Origin of the sequence: Sphingobium sp., from assembly GCF_036170395.1 — a bacterium.
Classification (GTDB): Bacteria; Pseudomonadota; Alphaproteobacteria; order Sphingomonadales; family Sphingomonadaceae; genus Sphingobium.
Genome location: NZ_JAVHPD010000014.1, coordinates 1 through 18,577 on the forward strand (window position 1 = coordinate 1; position 18,577 = coordinate 18,577).

Sequence of the window (18,577 nt, forward strand, 5' to 3'; positions counted from 1 at the left end):
TCCGACCCTCAGATTCGTAGTCTGATGCTCTATCCAGCTGAGCTACGGGTGCGTTTGGAGCGCCGCAGATAGAAGCGCGCGCCCGATTGGGCAAGCCCCTTTTTTGCACTTGTGCGACCCATATGCGCCCCAAGGGGCAGTCCGCAACCTTTGGCCTCGTTCCTCGTTCGTGGCGGCGAAGGAGAGTGCCATGATGAGCTTCACGATGAACGACCTCGCCCTGCTGGCGATCGCTCTGGTCATCGGCCTGATTTTCGGCCTGATGATAAGCGGGCGCGGCAAGTTCAAGCGGCTGTGGCAGGAGGAGAAGATCGCGCATCGCACGGCGATCAAGGATCGGGACACGCGGCTGGAGGCGGCGAACAAGCGGATCGTGGAGCTGGAGCGGCACAGCGCGCCGATCGGCGCGGGCACGGCGACGGCAGTCGGCGGCGCGGTGCGGGGCCGCGATGACCTGAGCCGCATCAGCGGGATCAGCCAGCGCGAGGAGGTGGCGCTCAACGAAGCGGGCTATCACCGCTATGGGCAGATCGCGGCGCTGAATGCCGAGCAGGAAGCGACGCTGGAGGCGCGGCTAGGCCTGACGCCCGGCACGATCACGCGCAACGACTGGCGGGGACAGGCGCTGGCGCTGGAGCGCGGCGAGGCGAAGCCAGGGCTGCTCAGCCGTCTGACCGGCGCGCATTGAGCTGCATCTAGACCAACAAAAGGGCGGGATTTCCCCGCCCTTTTCAAATCATTTGTTGGCGAGCGCCGCCTGGGCCGCCGCCAGTCGGGCGATCGGTACGCGGTAGGGGGAGGCCGAGACATAATCGAGGCCGGTCTTCTCGCAGAAGGCGATCGACGCCGGGTCGCCGCCATGTTCGCCGCAGATGCCGAGCTTGATGCCCGCGCGGGTCGCACGCCCGCGCTCGGCCGCCAGTTCGATCAACTGGCCCACGCCCTCCACATCGATGCTGACGAAGGGATCGCGGGCGAAGATGCCCTTGTCCACATATTGCGTCAGGAAACGGCCGGCATCGTCACGGCTGATGCCGATGGTGGTCTGCGTGAGGTCATTGGTGCCGAAGGAGAAGAATTCGCCGACTTCCGCGATTTCACCGGCCTTGAGGGCGGCGCGGGGCAGTTCGATCATCGTGCCGACGAGATAGTCGACGGACGCGCCCTGTTCGGCGAATACTTGCCTTGCGACCTCATCGACGATCGCCTTCATCAGCTCCAGCTCCCTGCGGGTGGCGACGAGCGGGATCATGATTTCGGGGATGGGCGCGTCACCCGACCGCGCCTTGACGATCAGCGCCGCCTCGAAGATGGCGCGGGCCTGCATCTCGTAGATTTCGGGATAGGTGACGCCCAGGCGACAACCGCGATGGCCGAGCATGGGATTGAACTCGTGCAGTTCGGCGGCGCGGCGCTTGAGCGCTTCGACGCCGACGCCGGCGGCCTTCGCCACTTCCTCGAACTCCGCTTCGCCATGGGGCAGAAATTCGTGTAGCGGCGGGTCGAGCAGGCGGATGGTGACGGGCAGGCCCGCCATCACCATGAAAATCTGCGCGAAATCGTCGCGCTGCTCGGGCAGCAGCTTGTCGAGCGCGACGCGGCGGCCCTTTTCGCTGTCGGCCAGGATCATCTCGCGCACAGCGGTGATGCGCGCAGCGTCGAAGAACATATGTTCGGTGCGGCAGAGGCCCACGCCCTCCGCGCCGAACTCCCGCGCGACCTTGCAGTCCTGCGGCGTTTCCGCGTTGGCGCGCACCTTGAGGCGGCGGACCTTGTCGGCCCATTCCATCAGCGTGCCGAAATCGCCGGCGAGTTCCGGCTGCACCGTCGGCACCTCGCCCGCCATGACTTCGCCGGTCGCGCCGTCGATGGTGAGGATGTCGCCCTCGCGCAGTTCGCGCGAGCCGATGCGGAGAATGCGGTTGGCATTGTCGATCGAGAGGCTGCCCGCGCCCGAGACGCAGGGGCGGCCCATGCCGCGCGCGACCACGGCGGCGTGGCTGGTCATGCCGCCGCGCGCGGTGAGGATGCCCTTGGCCGCGTGCATCCCGTGAATGTCTTCCGGGCTGGTTTCGACACGGACGAGGATGACGGCGTCGCCCAGTTCGTTGCGGCGCTCGGCCGTGTCGGCGTCGAACACGATCGCGCCGGACGCCGCGCCCGGCGAGGCGGGCAGGCCCTTGGTCAGCACGTCGCGCGGGGCGCTGGGATCGAGCGTCGGATGCAGAAGCTGGTCGAGCGCGGCGGGATCGACACGGGCGACGGCTTCCTCTTCGGAAATCAGCCCCTCATGCGCCATATCGACCGCGATCTTGAGCGCGGCCTTGGCGGTGCGCTTGCCCGAGCGCGTCTGGAGCATCCAGAGCTTGCCCTGCTGCACCGTGAACTCGATGTCCTGCATGTCGCGATAATGGGTTTCGAGGATCTGGAACACCCGCGCCAGCTCGGCATAGGTGTCCGGCATTGCCTCTTCCATCGACAAGGGCTTGGCCCCTGCCCTTGTCCGAGCGGCTTTCGTCAGATATTGCGGCGTGCGGATGCCGGCGACCACGTCCTCGCCCTGCGCGTTGATGAGATATTCGCCATAATAGGCATTTTCGCCGGTCGCGGGATCGCGCGTGAAGGCGACGCCGGTGGCGGACGTATTGCCCATATTGCCGAACACCATCGCCTGGACGTTGACCGCCGTGCCCCAGTCGCCGGGGATGGAATTCAAGCGGCGATAGACTTTGGCGCGGTCGGCCTGCCACGATCCGAACACGGCGCTGATCGCGCCCCAGAGCTGGTCATGCACGTCCTGCGGGAAGGGCTTGTTCCAGAGCTTCTGGACCAGGCTCTTATATTCGGCCACCAGCGCCTTCCAGTCGTCGGCGGTCATCTCGGTGTCCAGCGTGTAGCCCTGATCTTCCTTGGCGATCTCCAGCGCTTCCTCGAACGCGCCATGATCGAGTTCCAGCACCACGTCCGAATACATCTGGATGAAGCGGCGATAGCTGTCCCAGGCGAAACGCTCGTCGCCCGAGGCGGCGGCCAGCCCCTCGACCGTGTCGTCGTTGAGGCCGAGGTTGAGGACGGTATCCATCATGCCGGGCATAGAGATGCGCGCGCCCGAACGGACCGAGACCAGCAGCGGGTCGGCAGCATCGCCGAAGCGCTTCCCTGTGACGCTTTCGATATGGGCGATGCCGCTTGCGACTTCCGCCTTCAGGCTGTCAGGATAGGTGCCGCCGTCCTGATAATAGCGGGTGCACATTTCGGTGGTGATGGTGAAGCCGGGCGGCACCGGCAGGCCGATTGCGGCCATGCCGTCGAGATTGGCGCCCTTGCCGCCCAGGAGGTTCTTGTCGCCCTTGCCCCCGTCATTCACGCCGCCGCCGAAACGATAGACATAGCGGGTCGTGCTGCTCATCGGGGCCTCTTCCGTCTTCACCATATGTCCGGCTCTCCCTGCACTGATTGCCGATTTTGTGCGTTGCAACAATTTACCCGCAATAGCGCGTCAAGGCGCGCCGCGATAGACGTTTCCTGCATGGCCGTTTGAGAATGGGGCCGGCCTGGACATCTTATGTCCTCAACCCGCAATTTTCGAGAAGTCGGCGACCTGATGCACGGCATCGCGCACCCGCGCCAGCAGCGCCAGGCGACTCGCGCGTCTGGCGGGATCGGGATCGTTGACGGTGACGCTGTCGAAGAAGGCGTCGATCGGGGCGCGGAGCGTGGCGAGCGCGGCCATCGCGTCCTCGAACCGCTCGTCGGCCACGGCCTGCCGCGCGCGCGGTTCGGCGGCGTCAAGCGCGGCGATCAGCGCGGCTTCGGCGGGTTCGGGGGTGTAGGGGAGCATATCCAAACCGTTCGTGCTGAGCGAAGTCGAAGCACCCGGCTGAGCGTCAGCGAAGCCCGTACCGTCGGATGGCCTCGGCTCCGCTCGGTCCTGCCCTTCGACAGGCTCAGGGCGAACGGGGGAAAGGTCTGGCGCATCCTTCTTGAGGATGTTCGCGGCGCGCTTGTAGCCGGCGAGCAGGTTCGCGCCGTCGTCGGTCGCGACGAAGGACTGGAGGGCATGGACGCGGGAAAGCAGGCGGACGAGGTCGTCCTCGCCGCCCAGCGCGAACACCGCGTCGATCAGGTCGTGGCGGACGCCGGCCTCGCGCTGCTGGACCTTGAGGCGGTCGGCGAAGAATAGCATCGCATCTTCAGCGATGGTATATAGCTTTTCGGTGTCCGCTTTCGCCTTCTCGGCGGCTCGATCATCAGCTTGGTCACGTATTTGCTTGTAAAAGGCAGAGGCGACATCCTTACCCATCCCGATAAATCGAGATAACTGCGCGAAGGTTTGATTTGCTAATATTGTCGGATTTACCTGACGTCCAAACGGTTGCCAGAACGTGGCTTCCACGAACGCATCACGAAGCCTGAGGCGTAGTCCGTTCAACTCGATTAGGGCTAGAACGCCAATTGCCGCTCGGCGAAGCGCAAATGGATCCTTGGACCCGGTAGGTTTCTCACCTTCTGAGAAAAAGCCGGCAATCGTATCCAGCTTATCCGCCAGGCTCACCGCCACCGTCACCGGCGCGGTGGGCACATCATCCCCCTGCCCGACCGGCTTGTAATGGTCGCGGATGGCGTCGGCTACGGCGTTGGGCCAGCGCCGCAGGCCATTCTCATCCACTTCGGCGCGGGCGTAGTAGCCGCCCATGACGCCCTGAAGCTCGGGGAACTCGCCGACCATTTCGGTGACGAGGTCGGCCTTGCACAGGCGGGCGGCCTGCTCGGCGAGGGTGGCGAGTTCCTCTTTCGTCATGCCAGCGTAGGCTGGCATCTCAGGCGTTGGCGCGCTGCCGCCTGAGACCCCAGCGTTCGCTGGGGTGACGGTTGTGTTGGAGGTGACGATCCCCTCCTCCACCAGCCATCTTGCGAGCTTTGCAACGCGGTCCACCTTGTCGGCGACGGTGCCGAGCTTTTCGTGGAAGGTGATGCGCTCCAGTTTCCTGGCGTGATCCTCCAGCCGCGTTTTCTTGTCCTGCTCCCAGAAGAAGCGGGCGTCGGAGAGACGGGCGGCGAGCACTTTGCGGTTGCCAGCGATGATCGCCGCGCCGCCATCCTTCGCCTCGATATTGGCGGTGCAGATGAAGGCAGGAGCGAGTTTCCCCGCAGCGTCCTTGAGCACGAAATATTTCTGGTTGATGCGGAGCGTCAGCTGGATGACTTCGGGCGGCACCTCCAGAAAGGCCGGGTCGAAATCGCCGAGCAGCGGCACCGGCCATTCGGTGAGGCCCGCATTTTCCGCGACGAGGCCCTTGTCCTCGATGACCGTGTAGCCGTGCGCGGCTGCTGCTTCGGCGGCCTTGGCCTCGATGATCGCCTGCCGCTCCTGATGGGAGACGATCACATGGCAGGCGCGCAGCTTTTGGACATAATCATGCGCGCCGCCGATGGTGATTTCGCCCGGATGATGGAAGCGGTGGCCCAGCGTCGCGTAGCCGCTGCGCAGCCCCTCGATCTCGATGTCGACCAGATCTTCGCCGAGGATCGCGACGATGCCTTGCAACGGGCGGACCCAGCGCAGGCTTTCGGTGGTCTGCGAAGCCGCGCCCCAGCGCATTGATTTGGGCCAGGGGAAGGCGCGGATGACCGTCGGGATGGCTTCGGCCAGCACGTCGCGGGTGGCGCGGCCGGGCTTTTCGACAACGGCGAACCAGACGCCATCGCGGTCCTGAAGCTGGTCCTGGATCAGCCCGGTCTTGCGCAGGAAGCCGTCGAGCGCCTGATCGGGCGCGGAAGTGCGCGGGCCTTTAAATTCTTCGCTGACGGCGGCGGTTTCGAGCGGCAAGCCGCGCGCGATCAGGGCGAGGCGGCGGGGGGTGACGTAGCTGTCGATGGCGTGCGGCTTGAGGCCGGCCTTGGCCAGTTCCTCGGTGAAGAGCCGGGCGAGACCGTCGGACGCCTTGAGCTGCATCCGCGCCGGGATTTCCTCACAGCGCAGTTCGAGGAGGAAGTCGGTCATTGGCAATCCTCCCCGGCACGGGGAGGGGGACCGCCGGCCGCAGGCCGGTGGTGGAGGGGGCTGGCCACCAGCGATGCGATCTGTGCAGCGGCCTTCTCTGCGTCCTTCAGAATGTCGGAGGCCAAAATTCTCACCACCTGATATCCATTCTCTTTCATATACGCATCTCGACGAGCGTCGCGCCGCGGTTGATCGCCCCGGTCATGAATTTCGCCGTCAACCTCGATCACCAGCTTCAGGCTGCTGCAATAAAAGTCTGCGATGTAGCTGCCGATCGGATGTTGCCGGCGAAATTTGAGGCCGGTCGCCTGCCCACGCAAGCGTTGCCAAAGCAGCACTTCGGGCAGGCTCATGTCCTTACGCAGCTTTCGGGCAGTATATACTAGCGGGCGTTGCGTGGGAGGCGCACCCCCTCCCCCACGCGGCTGCGCCGCGCGGTCCCCCTCCCCGTTCCGGGGAGGAGTCACGCCGCCCATCCGTTGCTTTGCATCCATGCTTCGCAGCTGCCCTTCGCCATGTCGCGGACCTGGCCCATATAGCTGGCGCGTTCCTGCACGGAGATGACGCCGCGCGCCTGCAAAAGGTTGAAGGTGTGCGACGCCTTGATCGCCTGCTCGAAGGCGGCAAGGGGCACGCCGGCTTCGATGCACTGGTCATATTCGGCGCGGCAATCCTTGAACCAGCGGAACAGTTTTTCGGTGTCGGCGACCTCGAAATTCCATTTCGACATCTGCTTTTCGTTTTCGAGGAACACGTCGCCATAGGTCACGCCGGCGTCGTTGAACTTGAGGTCGTAAACGCGATCCACGCCCTGGATGTACATGGCGAGGCGCTCAAGGCCGTAGGTCAGCTCGCCTGCGACCGGCTTGCAATCGAAGCCGCCCATCTGCTGGAAATAGGTGAATTGCGTGACTTCCATGCCGTCGCACCAGACTTCCCAGCCTAGGCCCCAGGCGCCCAGCGTCGGGCTTTCCCAATCATCCTCGACGAAGCGGATGTCATGCACCAGCGGGTCGATGCCGATCTCGACCAGCGAGCCCAGATACAGATCCTGGAGGTTCGCCGGCGATGGCTTCATGATGACCTGATACTGGTAATAATGCTGGAGCCGGTTCGGGTTTTCGCCATAGCGTCCGTCGGTGGGCCGGCGGCTGGGCTGGACATAGGCGGCGTTCCAGGCGTCGGGGCCGAGCGCGCGGAGCGTAGTGGCGGGGTGGAAGGTGCCAGCGCCCACTTCCATGTCATAGGGCTGGAGGATGACGCAGCCCTGCTTCCCCCAATAAGCGTGCAGGGTCAGGATCAGATCCTGGAAGGAAAGCGCTTTGCCTTCGGCCACCAACTATGCCCTTTTCACTCGAAACCTGGCCTCGCGCCTTGGCGCAGGAGTTGGGGGCGGTCAAGGGCGGCGGCCACCCAAAACAGGGTTAAGCGGCTTGCCCTTCGGCTGCGCGCTGCCCATGGAAGGCGCATGACCAAGCTCGCCGCCATGCTCCGCCTGTGCGCCGCCGCCCTGCTGCTGATCGGCGGCATGGCGGAGGCGAAGACGCCCGCTGCCCCCACCCCTGCCCTCTGGCTGGTGAAGGACGCTGATACGCGCATCTACCTCTTCGGCACGGTGCATGTGATGAAGCCGGGGATCGACTGGTTTCGCGGGTCGGTGAAGGCCGCGTTCGACGGGTCGGACGAATTGGTGCTGGAGATCATCGAACCGGATGATCCCAATGCGCTGGGCGCGACGATCGGCCGGCTGGCGCTGGCGAGCGACGGGGTAAAGCTCAGCGACCGGCTCCCGGAAGACGCGCGCGCGCCCTATCAGGCGGCGATGACGGCCAATGGCCTGCCGTGGCAGACGTTCGAGATGTTCAATCCGTGGATGGCGGGCATCACTTTGTCGGTCGCGCCGCTAGAGAGACTGGGCTATCAGAACCAGCTCGGCGCGGAGAAGATCTTGCGCAAGGCGGCACAGGACGCGGGCAAGACGGTCGAAGCGCTGGAGACGGTGGAGCAGCAGATCGGCTTCTTTGCGGGCCTGCCGATGCCGCAGCAGGTCAAGTTCCTGACCGCTACGGTCGACGGCCTGCCCGAGATGGAGAAGGAGTTTGGCGACCTCCTCACCTATTGGCAGGCGGGTCAGCCCGACAAGCTGGCGCAATCGATGAACGAGTCGCTGGAGGCGACGCCCGAACTGGCGCAGGTGCTGCTGATCGGGCGCAACGCTAATTGGGCGAAGTGGATCAAGGCGCGGCTCGATCGGCCGGGAACGGTCTTTGTAGCCGTCGGCGCAGGGCATCTGGCGGGCAACGGCAGCGTGCAGGATCAGTTGAAGGCGCTGGGCGTCAAGGCGAAGCGGGTGAAGGAGTGAGCGCATGACACGCATGATCCTCCGCCTGCTGGCGGTTTTGTCGCTCGCGCTGGTCGCCGCCTGCGGTTCCGACCCCGCGCCCAAGCCCGCAGCGCAGAGCGGCCCCGCGCTCTGGCAGGTGCAGCGCGGCGACATGAAGGGGTGGCTGTTCGGCACCATCCATGTGCTGCCCAGGGGCGTTGCCTGGGACACGCCGGCAATCCGCGAGGCGATGGGGCAGGCGGACCGGCTGGTGCTGGAGGCGGCGGACCTTCAGGACGAGCAGAAGACGCTGGCCCTGTTCGAGAAGATGGGCCGCAGCCCCGGCCTTCCGCCGCTCGAAAAGCGGGTGCCCGAGGAGGAGCAGGCGGCGCTTGTAAAGGCGATCGACGATGGCGGCACCAGTTCGCAGCTGCTGTCCGGCTATGAAAGCTGGGCGGCGGCGATGCTGCTGTCGGCCGCGAGCCAGCAGGGGCTGGGCGTCAGTCAGGATGATGGCGTGGAGCCGGTGCTAATCGCCGCCTTCAAAAAGGCGGGCAAGCCGATCGGCGGGCTGGAGACGGTGGAGCGGCAGTTCGGCGCTTTCGACACGCTGCCCGAAGCCGCGCAGGCGCGGTTGCTGGTGCAGACGGTGCATGAGGCCAAGGGGATGAAGGCGCTCTACGATCGTATCCTGAAAGCCTGGCTCAAGGGCGACATGGACGCGATCGCCAAGGAGGACGAGATTGGCGAGCAGCCTGATCCGATGGTCGAGGAAGCCATACTGGTCGCGCGCAACCGCGACTGGGTGAAGGCGATCGAGGCGCTGGCGGGCAAGCCGTTCATCGCGGTGGGGGCGGGGCATCTGACCGGGCGCGAGAACCTCATCGAACTGCTGGAGGCGAAGGGCTTTACAGTCACGCGGCTTCAATGATTCTTCCGTTCGCCCTGAGCCTGTCGAAGGGCGCGCGTGCTTCGACAGGCTCAGCACGAATGGATGTAGATGGGGTTTCCGAAGGTCAGACGGCTCAGATGCGACCATACCGCCCCTTGCCTTTGCGCCATTTCCTGCTAAAGGGCCGCCTTCCCGCGATGGTCATCCCTGGAGGCGTGGCGGGAAGGTACATCAATTAGCTTTTGGAGACACGCAATGAGCGAGCAGCTTACGCTGTCGGCCGAGGCACGCGATCGGGCAGGCAAGGGAGCCTCCCGCGCTCTCCGCCGCGAGGGCCGCGTTCCCGCCGTCATTTATGGCAATAATCAAGACCCGCAGTCCATCCATGTCGAGGAAAAGCTCCTCAACAAGCTGCTGGGCACCGGCCATTTCTTCAACTCGGTCATCATGGTCGAAGTCGGCGGCAAGTCCGTCCGCACGCTCGCCAAGGACGTGGCGTTCCACCCCGTCTCCGACCGTCCGCTGCACGCCGATTTCCTGCGCGTTTCCGAACATGCCACCGTCACCGTCGCGGTGCCGGTGCGCTTCGAGAATGAAGACGCATCGCCGGGCCTCAAGAAGGGCGGCGTGTTGAACGTCGTGCGGCATGACGTCGAGCTGATCGTCGATGCGGCCGAAATCCCGGAGGACGTCGTGGTCGATCTGACCGGCTTCGAGGTCGGCGATTCGATCCACATCAGCGCCGTGACCCTGCCCAAGGGCGCGAAGACCGCGATCGACGACCGCGACTTCACCATCGCGACGATCGTTCCGCCGCTCGTCGCACCTGCTGCGGCAGAGGGTGGCGAGGCGCCGGCCGAGGGCGAATAAGCCTTTTCGCCCAGACGATGTTTCAGGCCCCGTTCGGGCTGAGCGAAGTCGAAGCCCTCTACTGAGCAACGCGAAGTTCAGCCTTCGCTTCGCTCAGGCGAGCCCTTCGACTTCGCTCAGGGCGAACGGGGTCTGGTATTTTGGGGAGAAAATATGCAGATCTGGGCCGGGCTCGGCAATCCGGGCGCGCAATATGCGATGCACCGGCATAATGTCGGCTTCATGGCCGCCGATCTGATCGCGGATATGCATCGCTTCTCGCCGCCGAAAAAGCAGTTCCAGGGCTGGACCCAGGAAGGGCGGATCGGGCCGGAAAAGATCATCCTGCTGAAACCCGCTACTTTCATGAACGAAAGCGGTCGCTCGGTCGGCGAGGCGATGCGCTTCTATAAGCTCACGCCGCAGGACGTGACCGTCTTTCACGACGAACTCGACCTTGCGCCGATGAAGGTCAAGGTGAAGCGAGGCGGCGGCAATGCGGGGCATAATGGCCTTCGATCGACCGATGCGCATATCGGCCCGGATTTCCGCCGCGTGCGGATCGGCATCGGCCATCCGGGACACAAGGACAAGGTCCATGGCTATGTGCTGGGCAATTATGCCAAGAGCGAGCTGGACGCGCTGACCGACATGCTCGCCGCGATCGGCGCGGAGGCGGAATGGCTGGCGAAGAATGACGACGCGCGTTTCATGAACGAGGTCGCGCTGCGCCTGGCGGACTGACCGGTTGCCCGGAACGCCACCGCCCGATTGTGCATTGGCAGCACGCCGACCATAAGGACGGCCTTGCCTTTGGAGATGATCGTGCCCGTCCAGACCATCGCGACCCAGCCCTTCAACGACCAGAAGCCCGGCACATCCGGCCTGCGCAAGAAAGTGCGGGTGTTCCAGCAGCCCCATTATGCCGAAAATTTCATCCAGTCGGTGTTCGACAGCCTGGAGGGGATTGCGGGCCAGACCCTGGTGCTGGGCGGCGACGGGCGCTACCTCAATCGAGACGTCATCCAGATCGCGCTCAAGATGGCGGCGGCCAACGGCTTTGGCCGGGTGCTGGTGGGCAAGGGCGGGATATTGTCGACGCCTGCGGCGTCGCACCTCATCCTGTCGGCCGGCGCGTTCGGCGGGCTGGTGCTATCGGCCAGCCACAATCCGGGCGGGCCGGACGAGGATTTCGGCATCAAATATAATATCGGCAATGGCGGCCCCGCGCCCGAGAAGGTGACCGACGCCATCCATGGGCGAACGCTCGCCATCGACAGCTATCGCATCCTCGATGCCGCCGATGTCGATATCGACACGGTCGGATCGACACGGCTAGGCGACATGATCGTGGAAGTCGTTGATCCGGTCGCACTCTATGCCGACCTGATGGAGCGATTGTTCGATTTCGACGCGATCCGGGTGATGATCGCGGGCGGCTTCACCCTCGCCTTCGATTCGATGAGCGCGGTGACCGGCCCCTATGCGGTCGAGATTTTCGAGAAGCGATTGGGCGCCCCCAAGGGCACGGTGATGAACGCGACTCCCCTGCCCGACTTCGGCCATCATCATCCCGATCCTAACCTCGTCCATGCCAAGGCGCTCTACGAGCGGATGATGGCGGATGACGCACCCGATTTCGGCGCGGCGTCGGACGGCGACGGCGACCGCAACCTGATCATCGGGCGGCACGCCTATGTGACGCCGTCGGACTCGCTGGCCGTGCTGGCGGCCAACGCGCATCTGGCGCCGGGCTATGCGGCGGGCCTGAAAGGGATTGCCCGGTCGATGCCGACCAGCGGCGCGGCGGATAGGGTGGCGGAGAAGCTCGGCGTTCCGCTCTACGAAACGCCGACCGGGTGGAAATATTTCGGCAACCTGCTCGACGCCGGCATGGCCACCATCTGCGGCGAGGAGAGCGCGGGCACCGGCTCCGACCATGTGCGCGAGAAGGACGGCATCTGGGCGGTGCTGCTGTGGCTCAACATCCTTGCCGTTCGCAAGCAGAGCGTCGCGGCGATCATGGCGGACCATTGGGCGACCTATGGGCGGAATTATTATGCCCGGCACGATTATGAGGCGATTGCCAAGGACAAGGCCGACGCGCTGATGGCGGCGCTGCGTGACAAGCTGGGAACGCTGGCGGGGATCAGCACCAATGGGCGGACGATCGCCGCGGCGGATGATTTCGCCTACACCGATCCCACCGACCAGTCGGTGAGCCGCAACCAGGGCGTGCGCATCCTGTTCGAGGACGGATCGCGGGTCGTGTTCCGCCTGTCGGGCACCGGCACCGAAGGCGCGACGCTGCGCGTCTATATCGAACGCTATGTCGGGCCGGACGGCGACCTTGGCATGGAAACCGCCGATGCCCTCTCCCCGTTGATCGCGGCGGCGCAGGATCTGGCGGACATCAGGGGCTTTACCGGCATGGATCGGCCCAGCGTCATAACCTGAAGGCAGGACGGTTCAGGCAACGTCACAGCGCAGCAACAAGCGGGACACGCGGAACGGCTAGAGCGGGCACCCTTCCCTCCTCCGCTAGGACGATGATGCGCCTTCTCCATCTGCTGCCGACTGCCCTTATGCTGCTTGCCTCCCCGGCGCTCGCGGCGACTAGTGAGGATGAGCAATTCTGGCTCAACCTGACGGCGATGGGATCGGTGAAGGACGAGATCGTCTATTTCGCGGAGGTCCAGCCGCGAATCGGCGATGGGATGTCGCGCGTGGATCAGGCGCTGTTCCGGGGCGCTTTGGGCTGGCAATTCTCGCCCGACCTGACGCTCTACCAAGGATTTGGTCATATTGTTGTGCCGATCGAGGGTGGTCGGGACGTCAACGAAGAGCGCAGTTTTCAGCAGCTCAGCTGGACGCTGGGCAAGCCATGGGGCGGGGAACTCTCCTCGCGCACGCGGCTGGAGCAGCGCTGGCGGTCTGACGGCGATGACATGGGCTGGCGGCTGCGGGAAATGATCCGCTACGAAAAGCCCATGCGAGCGGGGAGCGACGCCGTCAATGTGCTGGTGTGGGCGGAAGGGTTCGCCGCGCTCAACGACACCGATTGGGGCGCCCGGGCCGGGTTCGACCAGCTACGCAGCTTCGCTGGCGTGGAACTCGGGCTGCCGGGCGCTTCGACATTGGAGGTCGGCTATCTCAACCAGATCGTGAACCAGCGCGGCGGCAACATGCGCGTCAATCATGTCACGTCGGTCACACTCTTCTTCCGCATGTAGCGGACCCGTGCGCGCAATGTCGTGACCGCGCCCGCTCGGCGGGTTCGCACTCGCCCAGCCCGCCTACTCCGCCGCTTCCGCGATGGGATCGTCGGTCCGCCGTTCCTGTTCGCGCAGCATCTGCTCGCGCACCCGGCGCACGCGCACGGCGGCGCCGTCGCATGGCAGGATGACCGGCTTCATCTTCCAGAAATCGCGGCCCGCCATATTTTCGCTGACGCGCGCGATCATCGGTTCGTCCTCGGTGGCGAAGGCGTCGACGATGGCCTTGGCAATGACTGTCGTCATCTCGTCGTCCTCGCGTTCATAGTCGCGGAAATGCTTGATGAAATAATAGGTCTGGTTGGCCGAGGCGGGGGTTAGAATCTGGACGCTCGACAGTTCCTTGCCTTCCTCGCGCGGGGCGCCCGGCTTGGTGATGCCGCAATAAAGGTAGAAGCTCGCCGGCGGGGTCCAGCGTATGTCGAGCCAGTAATCGACCCGGTCCTCTGCAGCGCAGGCGCGCGATGCCCAGAAGCAGGCGGGCGCTGAGCCGTTGCGGCCGATGCGGTCGGACCAGATCGCGTCGCCCTCGTGCCGAACGCCGATCTCGCCGGGGACCAGACCGTCGCTGCCGAGCGAATCCGCATGGGTGAAGGCGACATGGCTCAGGTCCATCAGATTGTCGGTCAGCAGCTCATAGTTGAGCGGCATCTCCATCGTCTGGCCCTTGGTATAGGTGAAGTGGTCGGGGCGGTTCAGCATCGGGAAGCGGGTTATGCGGCTTTCGTCCGCCAGCGCGACATCGCCCATCCACACCCAGACCAGGCCGTCATATTCCGCAACCGGATATTGGCGCACGACCGCGCCGGCGGGGATGACAGGTCCGTGCGGATTGCCGACGCACTTGCCCGAACAATCGAAGCGCAGGCCATGATAGAGGCATTCGATATCGTCGCCCTTGACCTTGCCGAGGCTGAGCGGCGAAAAACGGTGCGGACACATGTCGGCAAGAGCGACAAGGCCGCCATCCTCCTTACGGTAGAGCACGACCGGCTGGTCGATGATCCGGCGGGCCAGCGGCGTGCGGCCGACGTCCGCGCCCCAGCCTGCCGCATACCAGAGATTCTCAAGAAAGCGCATCTCATCACCCTCATGCGTTGCCGGCCCGCATCATGAGCCGGTCCATTTTTCCATTGCCGAAATAATCCTCCCACGCGCCGATCCTGTCGAGCGCGCCGCGTCCGGCTTTTTATCATCGCGTCTGATTTTGCGGGTCCAGAGCCGCCGGTTTCGGTCCGCCGGTCGCCCAGTCCAGCAGTTCGGCGACATGGAGCACCGGTGTCGCCAGCCGCGCGCCGATCTGGGTCGCGCAGCCGATATTGCCCGTCGCGACGGCGCCGGCATCCAGCGCGGCGAGGCGAGCGGCCTTGCGGTCGCCAAGCTCGCCCGCAATCTCGGGCTGGAGGATGTTGTAGGTGCCGGCCGATCCGCAGCACAGATGCGCCTCCGCCGGGGTGTGCACGTCAAAGCCGGCGGCGCGAAGCAGGTCGGCGGCCTTGCCGCCCGCTTTCTGCCCATGCTGGAGCGAGCAGGCGGCGTGATAGGCAATGCGCATCCCCGCCGCGATCGTGGCCAGCGGCAGCCCCTGGTCCGCGATGACCTCGCTCACATCCTTCGCCAGCGCCGCCACCCGTGCCGCCTTTTCAGCGTAAGCGGGATCATGCGCCAGCATATGCCCATAATCCTTGATCGTCGTGCCGCACCCGGACGCGGTGATGACGATCGCGATGATCCCTTCCGCCTCGATCGCGCGGGTCCAGGCGTCGACATTGCGCCGCGCAGCCGCCAGCGCCGCCGCCTCGCGCCCCATATGGTGGACGAGCGCGCCACAGCAGCCTTCGCCCGGCGCGAACAGCACATCGAGCCCCATGCGGTTGAGCAGACGGACGGTGGCCGCGCGTATCTCCGGGCGGAGCACGGGTTCGGCACAGCCCTGCATCAGCGCCACCCGCCCCCGCGCGCCGGCGACGCGCGAGTCCTCGCCCCGCGCGCGCGTGGACAGAGCGCGCGGGGCGAGGGTCAGCATGGCCGCCAGCGGCCGCAGCGCCGCCACCCGCGCGAACAGCGGGCCGAGCGGTCGGGCGAGCGGCGCGAGAGCGAGCGCAAGGCGGAACCGACCCGGATAGGGGAGCACGGCAGCAAGGAGCCCGCGTATGAACCGCTGCGCCAACGGCCGGCGGTAGCGTTGCTCGATATAGGCGCGGGCATGATCGACAAGATGCATGTAATGCACCCCCGAAGGGCAGGTCGTCATGCAGGAGAGGCAGGACAGGCAGCGATCAATATGCTTGACTACCTCCGGCGTCGGGGTCGCCTCTGTCTCCAGCATCTGCTTCATCAGGTAGATGCGCCCGCGCGGGCTGTCCAACTCGTCGCCCAGCAGCGTGTAGGTCGGACAGGTGGCGGTGCAGAAGCCGCAATGCACGCAATTGCGGATGATCCGCGCCGCGCCGGCCGTCGCAGGATCGGCCAGCTGGGCCGGGGTGAACTCAGTCTGCATCGCACGGGTCCATGAAGCGGCGGGGATCGAGGATCATGTCGGGATCGAACGCCGCCTTCACCCGCGCGGCGAGCGCCGCCACGCCCGGCGGCTGCGGATGCAGCGCCGGCACGGCGCGGCGCAGCGCTGGGGGGCCGCGCACCAGCATGGCGTGACCGCCCGCCGCTTCCGCCGCGCGGCTGACATCGGACGGGTCGAGCGCCACGTCCGCGCCCAGCCAGACCAACGCGCCGGCCCAGTCATAGATTTTGTCGCCGGGCAGCCGCGCCGCGCACGCCGCGCCGGCGCCGGGCGGCACGCTGATCCGCCACAGCACCGGCGCGCTGGCGAGAGGCGCCATGGTGCGCACGTCGCGCCACAATGCGTCGGCTTCGTCCCTGTCCAGCACGTCGCCTTCACCCAGCAATGTTCGCAGCATGGCGATCCGGGCGAGGACGGAGGGCTCAAATCCTTCAAGCCGCAGGAGCGTCAGCGGCTCGACGCCGGGCAGATGCGCCGCCGCCGCCACCTCCGCTGGCGATCCCATCATCCGCGCCATGACGCGCATCGCCGCCGCCTCGCTCAGGCCGCGCAGCGCCAGCGTTTCGACATGGCGCGGCCTTGGCAAAATCTTGAGCGTCAGCTCGGTCAGGATGGCGAGCCGCCCCCAGGATCCCGCCATCAGCTTCGACACGTCATAGCCGGTGACGTTCTTCACCACCTTCCCGCCGGCAACGAACGCCTCGCCCCGGCCCGATATGGCGGCAAAGCCGAGCAGATGATCGCGCGCGCCGCCCGCCGAAAGCCGCCGCGAACCCGATACTCCAGCCGCCACAATGCCGCCGATCGTCGCGGCGCCCGGCGCCTTGCCCAGCAATGGCCCATGATCGAACGGATCGAACGCCAGCATCTGCCCCTCTGCCGCCAGGATCGCCTCCAGCTCCGCCAGCCGGGTGGCGGGCCGCACCGTCAGCACCAGTTCCGGCGGATCATAAGCCACGATGCCGGCAAATGCCGCCATGTCGATGATCCGCGTTTCGCGGTCGGGCAAGCCGATCGCCCGCTTGCTGCCACCGGACGCGATTTCCAGCGCCACGCCGTCGCGCCGCGCGTCCATGACGGCGGCAATCAGATCGTCGGGCGAAACGGGGGCCAGCCGCATCAGAAGCGCGGCAGTTCGGGAAAGGGCACAGCGCCCTTGTGAACATGCATCCGCCCCAGTTCGGCGCAGCGGTGCAGCACGGGGAACATCTTGCCGGGGTTGAGCAGCAAATCGGGATCAAAGGCGCATTTGATCCGCTGCTGCTGGGCGAGATCGGTCTCGCCGAACATTTCGGGCATGAGGTCGCGCTTCTCCACGCCCACGCCATGCTCGCCCGTCAGCACCCCGCCGACCTCGACGCACAGGCGCAATATGTCGTTGCCGAACGCCTCGGCGCGGTCCAGTTCGCCCGGCCTGTTCGCATCATAGAGGATCAGCGGGTGGAGATTGCCGTCGCCGGCATGAAAGACGTTGGCGACGCCCAGGCCGTATCGTTCGGATAGCGCCGCCATCCGTTCCAGCACTTCGGGCAGACGGCGGCGTGGAATCGTGCCATCCATGCAATAATAGTCCGGCGCGAGCCGGCCCACCGCCGGAAAGGCCGCCTTGCGCCCCGCCCAGAAAGCCAGCCGCTCCGCCTCGTCGCGCGACGTGCGCGACATCACCGCGCCGTTGCGGTCGGCGATTTCTGCGACTTCGCCGATCAGATGCACGCACTCGGCCGCCGGGCCGTCCAGCTCGACGATCAGCAGCGCCTCGACATCCAGCGGATAGCCGACCTGCACGAAGGCTTCGGCGGCGTGGATGGCGGGCCGGTCCATCATTTCCATGCCCGCCGGGATGATGCCGGCGGCGATCACATCCGCGACGCAGCGCCCCGCGCTCTCGACATCGGCAAATCCGATCAGCAGCGCGCGCGCCGTCTCCGGCTTCGGCAGGATGCGCACCGTGACTTCCGTGACGACGCCGAGCAGGCCTTCGGAGCCAACGAAGACGCCGAGCAGGTCCAACCCCGCCGCGTCCAGGCAACGGCCGCCCAGGCGAACGATCTCGCCGTCCATCAGCACGATCTCAACACCCATGACATTGTTGGTGGTAAGGCCATATTTCAGGCAGTGCACGCCGCCCGAATTTTCGGCGACATTGCCGCCGATGGTGCAGGCGATCTGGCTCGATGGATCGGGCGCATAATAGAAGCCGCGCTCCTCGACCGCGCGGGTGACCGCGAGATTGGTGACGCCGGGCTGCACCACCGCCAGCCGCGCGTCATAATCCACCTCCAGCACCTGGTTGAATTTGGCGAGACCGAGCAAGACGCCGTCCGCCAGCGGCAACGCACCGCCCGAAAGAGACGTGCCGGCCCCGCGCGGCACCACCTTCACGCCATTCTCATGGCACCAGCGCAATATCGCGGAGACCTGCGCCGTCGTCTCCGGCAGCACCGCCAGCATCGGCGGCTGGCGATAGGCGGTCAGGCCGTCGCTTTCATAGACCCGGAGCGCATCCCTGTCGTCAATGACGCCCTCGCCCGGTACGATGGCGCGCAGCGCTGCCGCAATCTCCGCCCGGCGGGCGAGCACCGCCTCGTCAGGCGCCGGCATTTTCAACGACATGGATGCTCCTCAAACTGTCGCACCCCGGCGTTGACCGGGGTGCGATCGACCCTGGGGAACCATATCCCGACTTGCGCCGGAATATGGCCCCGCAACCCGC

The 18,577-nt window shown here is 65.7% G+C and carries 15 protein-coding genes; 7 read left to right on the forward strand and 8 right to left on the reverse strand.

What is annotated here, in order from left to right:
* Positions 1-193 precede the first annotated feature (193 nt).
* Entirely contained in the window at positions 194-688 is a 495-nt protein-coding gene (locus tag V2B31_RS05490) for a hypothetical protein (RefSeq protein ID WP_328276239.1), read from the forward strand.
* A 48-nt stretch (positions 689-736) separates the two neighbouring features.
* Here the strand turns inward: V2B31_RS05490 and ppdK are convergent, their stop codons facing one another.
* The 4 genes from ppdK to V2B31_RS05510 all read right to left on the reverse strand — a co-directional run bounded on the left by ppdK (position 737) and on the right by V2B31_RS05510 (position 7,340).
* The gene (ppdK, locus tag V2B31_RS05495) at positions 737-3,433 is read right to left on the reverse strand and encodes a pyruvate, phosphate dikinase (protein ID WP_328276187.1); all 2,697 of its coding nucleotides are present in this window, start codon (positions 3,431-3,433) and stop codon (positions 737-739) included.
* A gap of 138 nt (positions 3,434-3,571) precedes the next feature.
* The gene (glyS, locus tag V2B31_RS05500) at positions 3,572-6,004 is read right to left on the reverse strand and encodes a glycine--tRNA ligase subunit beta (protein ID WP_328276189.1); all 2,433 of its coding nucleotides are present in this window, start codon (positions 6,002-6,004) and stop codon (positions 3,572-3,574) included.
* Positions 6,001-6,357, reverse strand: coding sequence for an endonuclease domain-containing protein (locus V2B31_RS05505; protein ID WP_328276190.1), 357 nt, complete (start codon positions 6,355-6,357; stop codon positions 6,001-6,003). Before V2B31_RS05505 ends, glyS begins: the two co-directional genes overlap by 4 nt.
* A 110-nt stretch (positions 6,358-6,467) precedes the next feature.
* Complete coding sequence (locus V2B31_RS05510; protein WP_328276192.1) at positions 6,468-7,340, reverse strand: glycine--tRNA ligase subunit alpha; 873 nt, start codon at positions 7,338-7,340, stop codon at positions 6,468-6,470.
* A gap of 132 nt (positions 7,341-7,472) precedes the next feature.
* Between V2B31_RS05510 and V2B31_RS05515 the strand changes: the two genes are divergently transcribed.
* The 6 genes from V2B31_RS05515 (at position 7,473) to V2B31_RS05540 (ending at position 13,301) form a co-directional block, all read left to right on the forward strand.
* Positions 7,473-8,366: a TraB/GumN family protein gene (locus tag V2B31_RS05515; protein ID WP_328276195.1), complete on the forward strand. Its 894-nt coding sequence runs from the start codon at positions 7,473-7,475 to the stop codon at positions 8,364-8,366.
* Between the two features lie 4 nt (positions 8,367-8,370).
* Positions 8,371-9,258, forward strand: coding sequence for a TraB/GumN family protein (locus V2B31_RS05520; protein WP_328276197.1), 888 nt, complete (start codon positions 8,371-8,373; stop codon positions 9,256-9,258).
* Between the two features lie 216 nt (positions 9,259-9,474).
* Positions 9,475-10,089 carry a 50S ribosomal protein L25/general stress protein Ctc gene (locus tag V2B31_RS05525; protein WP_328276199.1) on the forward strand — a complete coding sequence of 205 codons (615 nt, stop codon included), beginning with the start codon at positions 9,475-9,477 and terminating at the stop codon, positions 10,087-10,089.
* 153 nt (positions 10,090-10,242) lie between these two features.
* The gene (gene pth, locus V2B31_RS05530) at positions 10,243-10,812 is read left to right on the forward strand and encodes an aminoacyl-tRNA hydrolase (protein ID WP_328276201.1); all 570 of its coding nucleotides are present in this window, start codon (positions 10,243-10,245) and stop codon (positions 10,810-10,812) included.
* Between the two features lie 75 nt (positions 10,813-10,887).
* A complete protein-coding gene (locus V2B31_RS05535; RefSeq protein WP_328276203.1) occupies positions 10,888-12,525 on the forward strand; it encodes an alpha-D-glucose phosphate-specific phosphoglucomutase in 1,638 nt (545 codons plus the stop codon).
* Between the two features lie 92 nt (positions 12,526-12,617).
* Positions 12,618-13,301 (forward strand): DUF2490 domain-containing protein, encoded by a 684-nt coding sequence (locus tag V2B31_RS05540; protein ID WP_328276205.1) that lies wholly within the window; start codon positions 12,618-12,620, stop codon positions 13,299-13,301.
* 63 nt (positions 13,302-13,364) lie between these two features.
* On the opposite strand, the gene V2B31_RS05545 is transcribed toward V2B31_RS05540, so the two are convergent.
* The 4 genes from V2B31_RS05545 to V2B31_RS05560 form a co-directional block, all read right to left on the reverse strand.
* A complete protein-coding gene (locus tag V2B31_RS05545; RefSeq protein ID WP_328276207.1) occupies positions 13,365-14,423 on the reverse strand; it encodes an aromatic ring-hydroxylating dioxygenase subunit alpha in 1,059 nt (352 codons plus the stop codon).
* Between the two features lie 112 nt (positions 14,424-14,535).
* Complete coding sequence (glcF, locus tag V2B31_RS05550) at positions 14,536-15,843, reverse strand: glycolate oxidase subunit GlcF (RefSeq protein WP_328276209.1); 1,308 nt, start codon at positions 15,841-15,843, stop codon at positions 14,536-14,538.
* A complete protein-coding gene (gene glcE, locus V2B31_RS05555) occupies positions 15,833-16,984 on the reverse strand; it encodes a glycolate oxidase subunit GlcE (RefSeq protein WP_328276211.1) in 1,152 nt (383 codons plus the stop codon). Before glcE ends, glcF begins: the two co-directional genes overlap by 11 nt.
* Complete coding sequence (locus tag V2B31_RS05560) at positions 16,984-18,477, reverse strand: FAD-linked oxidase C-terminal domain-containing protein (RefSeq protein ID WP_328276213.1); 1,494 nt, start codon at positions 18,475-18,477, stop codon at positions 16,984-16,986. The genes glcE and V2B31_RS05560 overlap by 1 nt, the downstream gene beginning before the upstream one ends.
* Between the last annotated feature and the right edge of the window lie 100 nt (positions 18,478-18,577).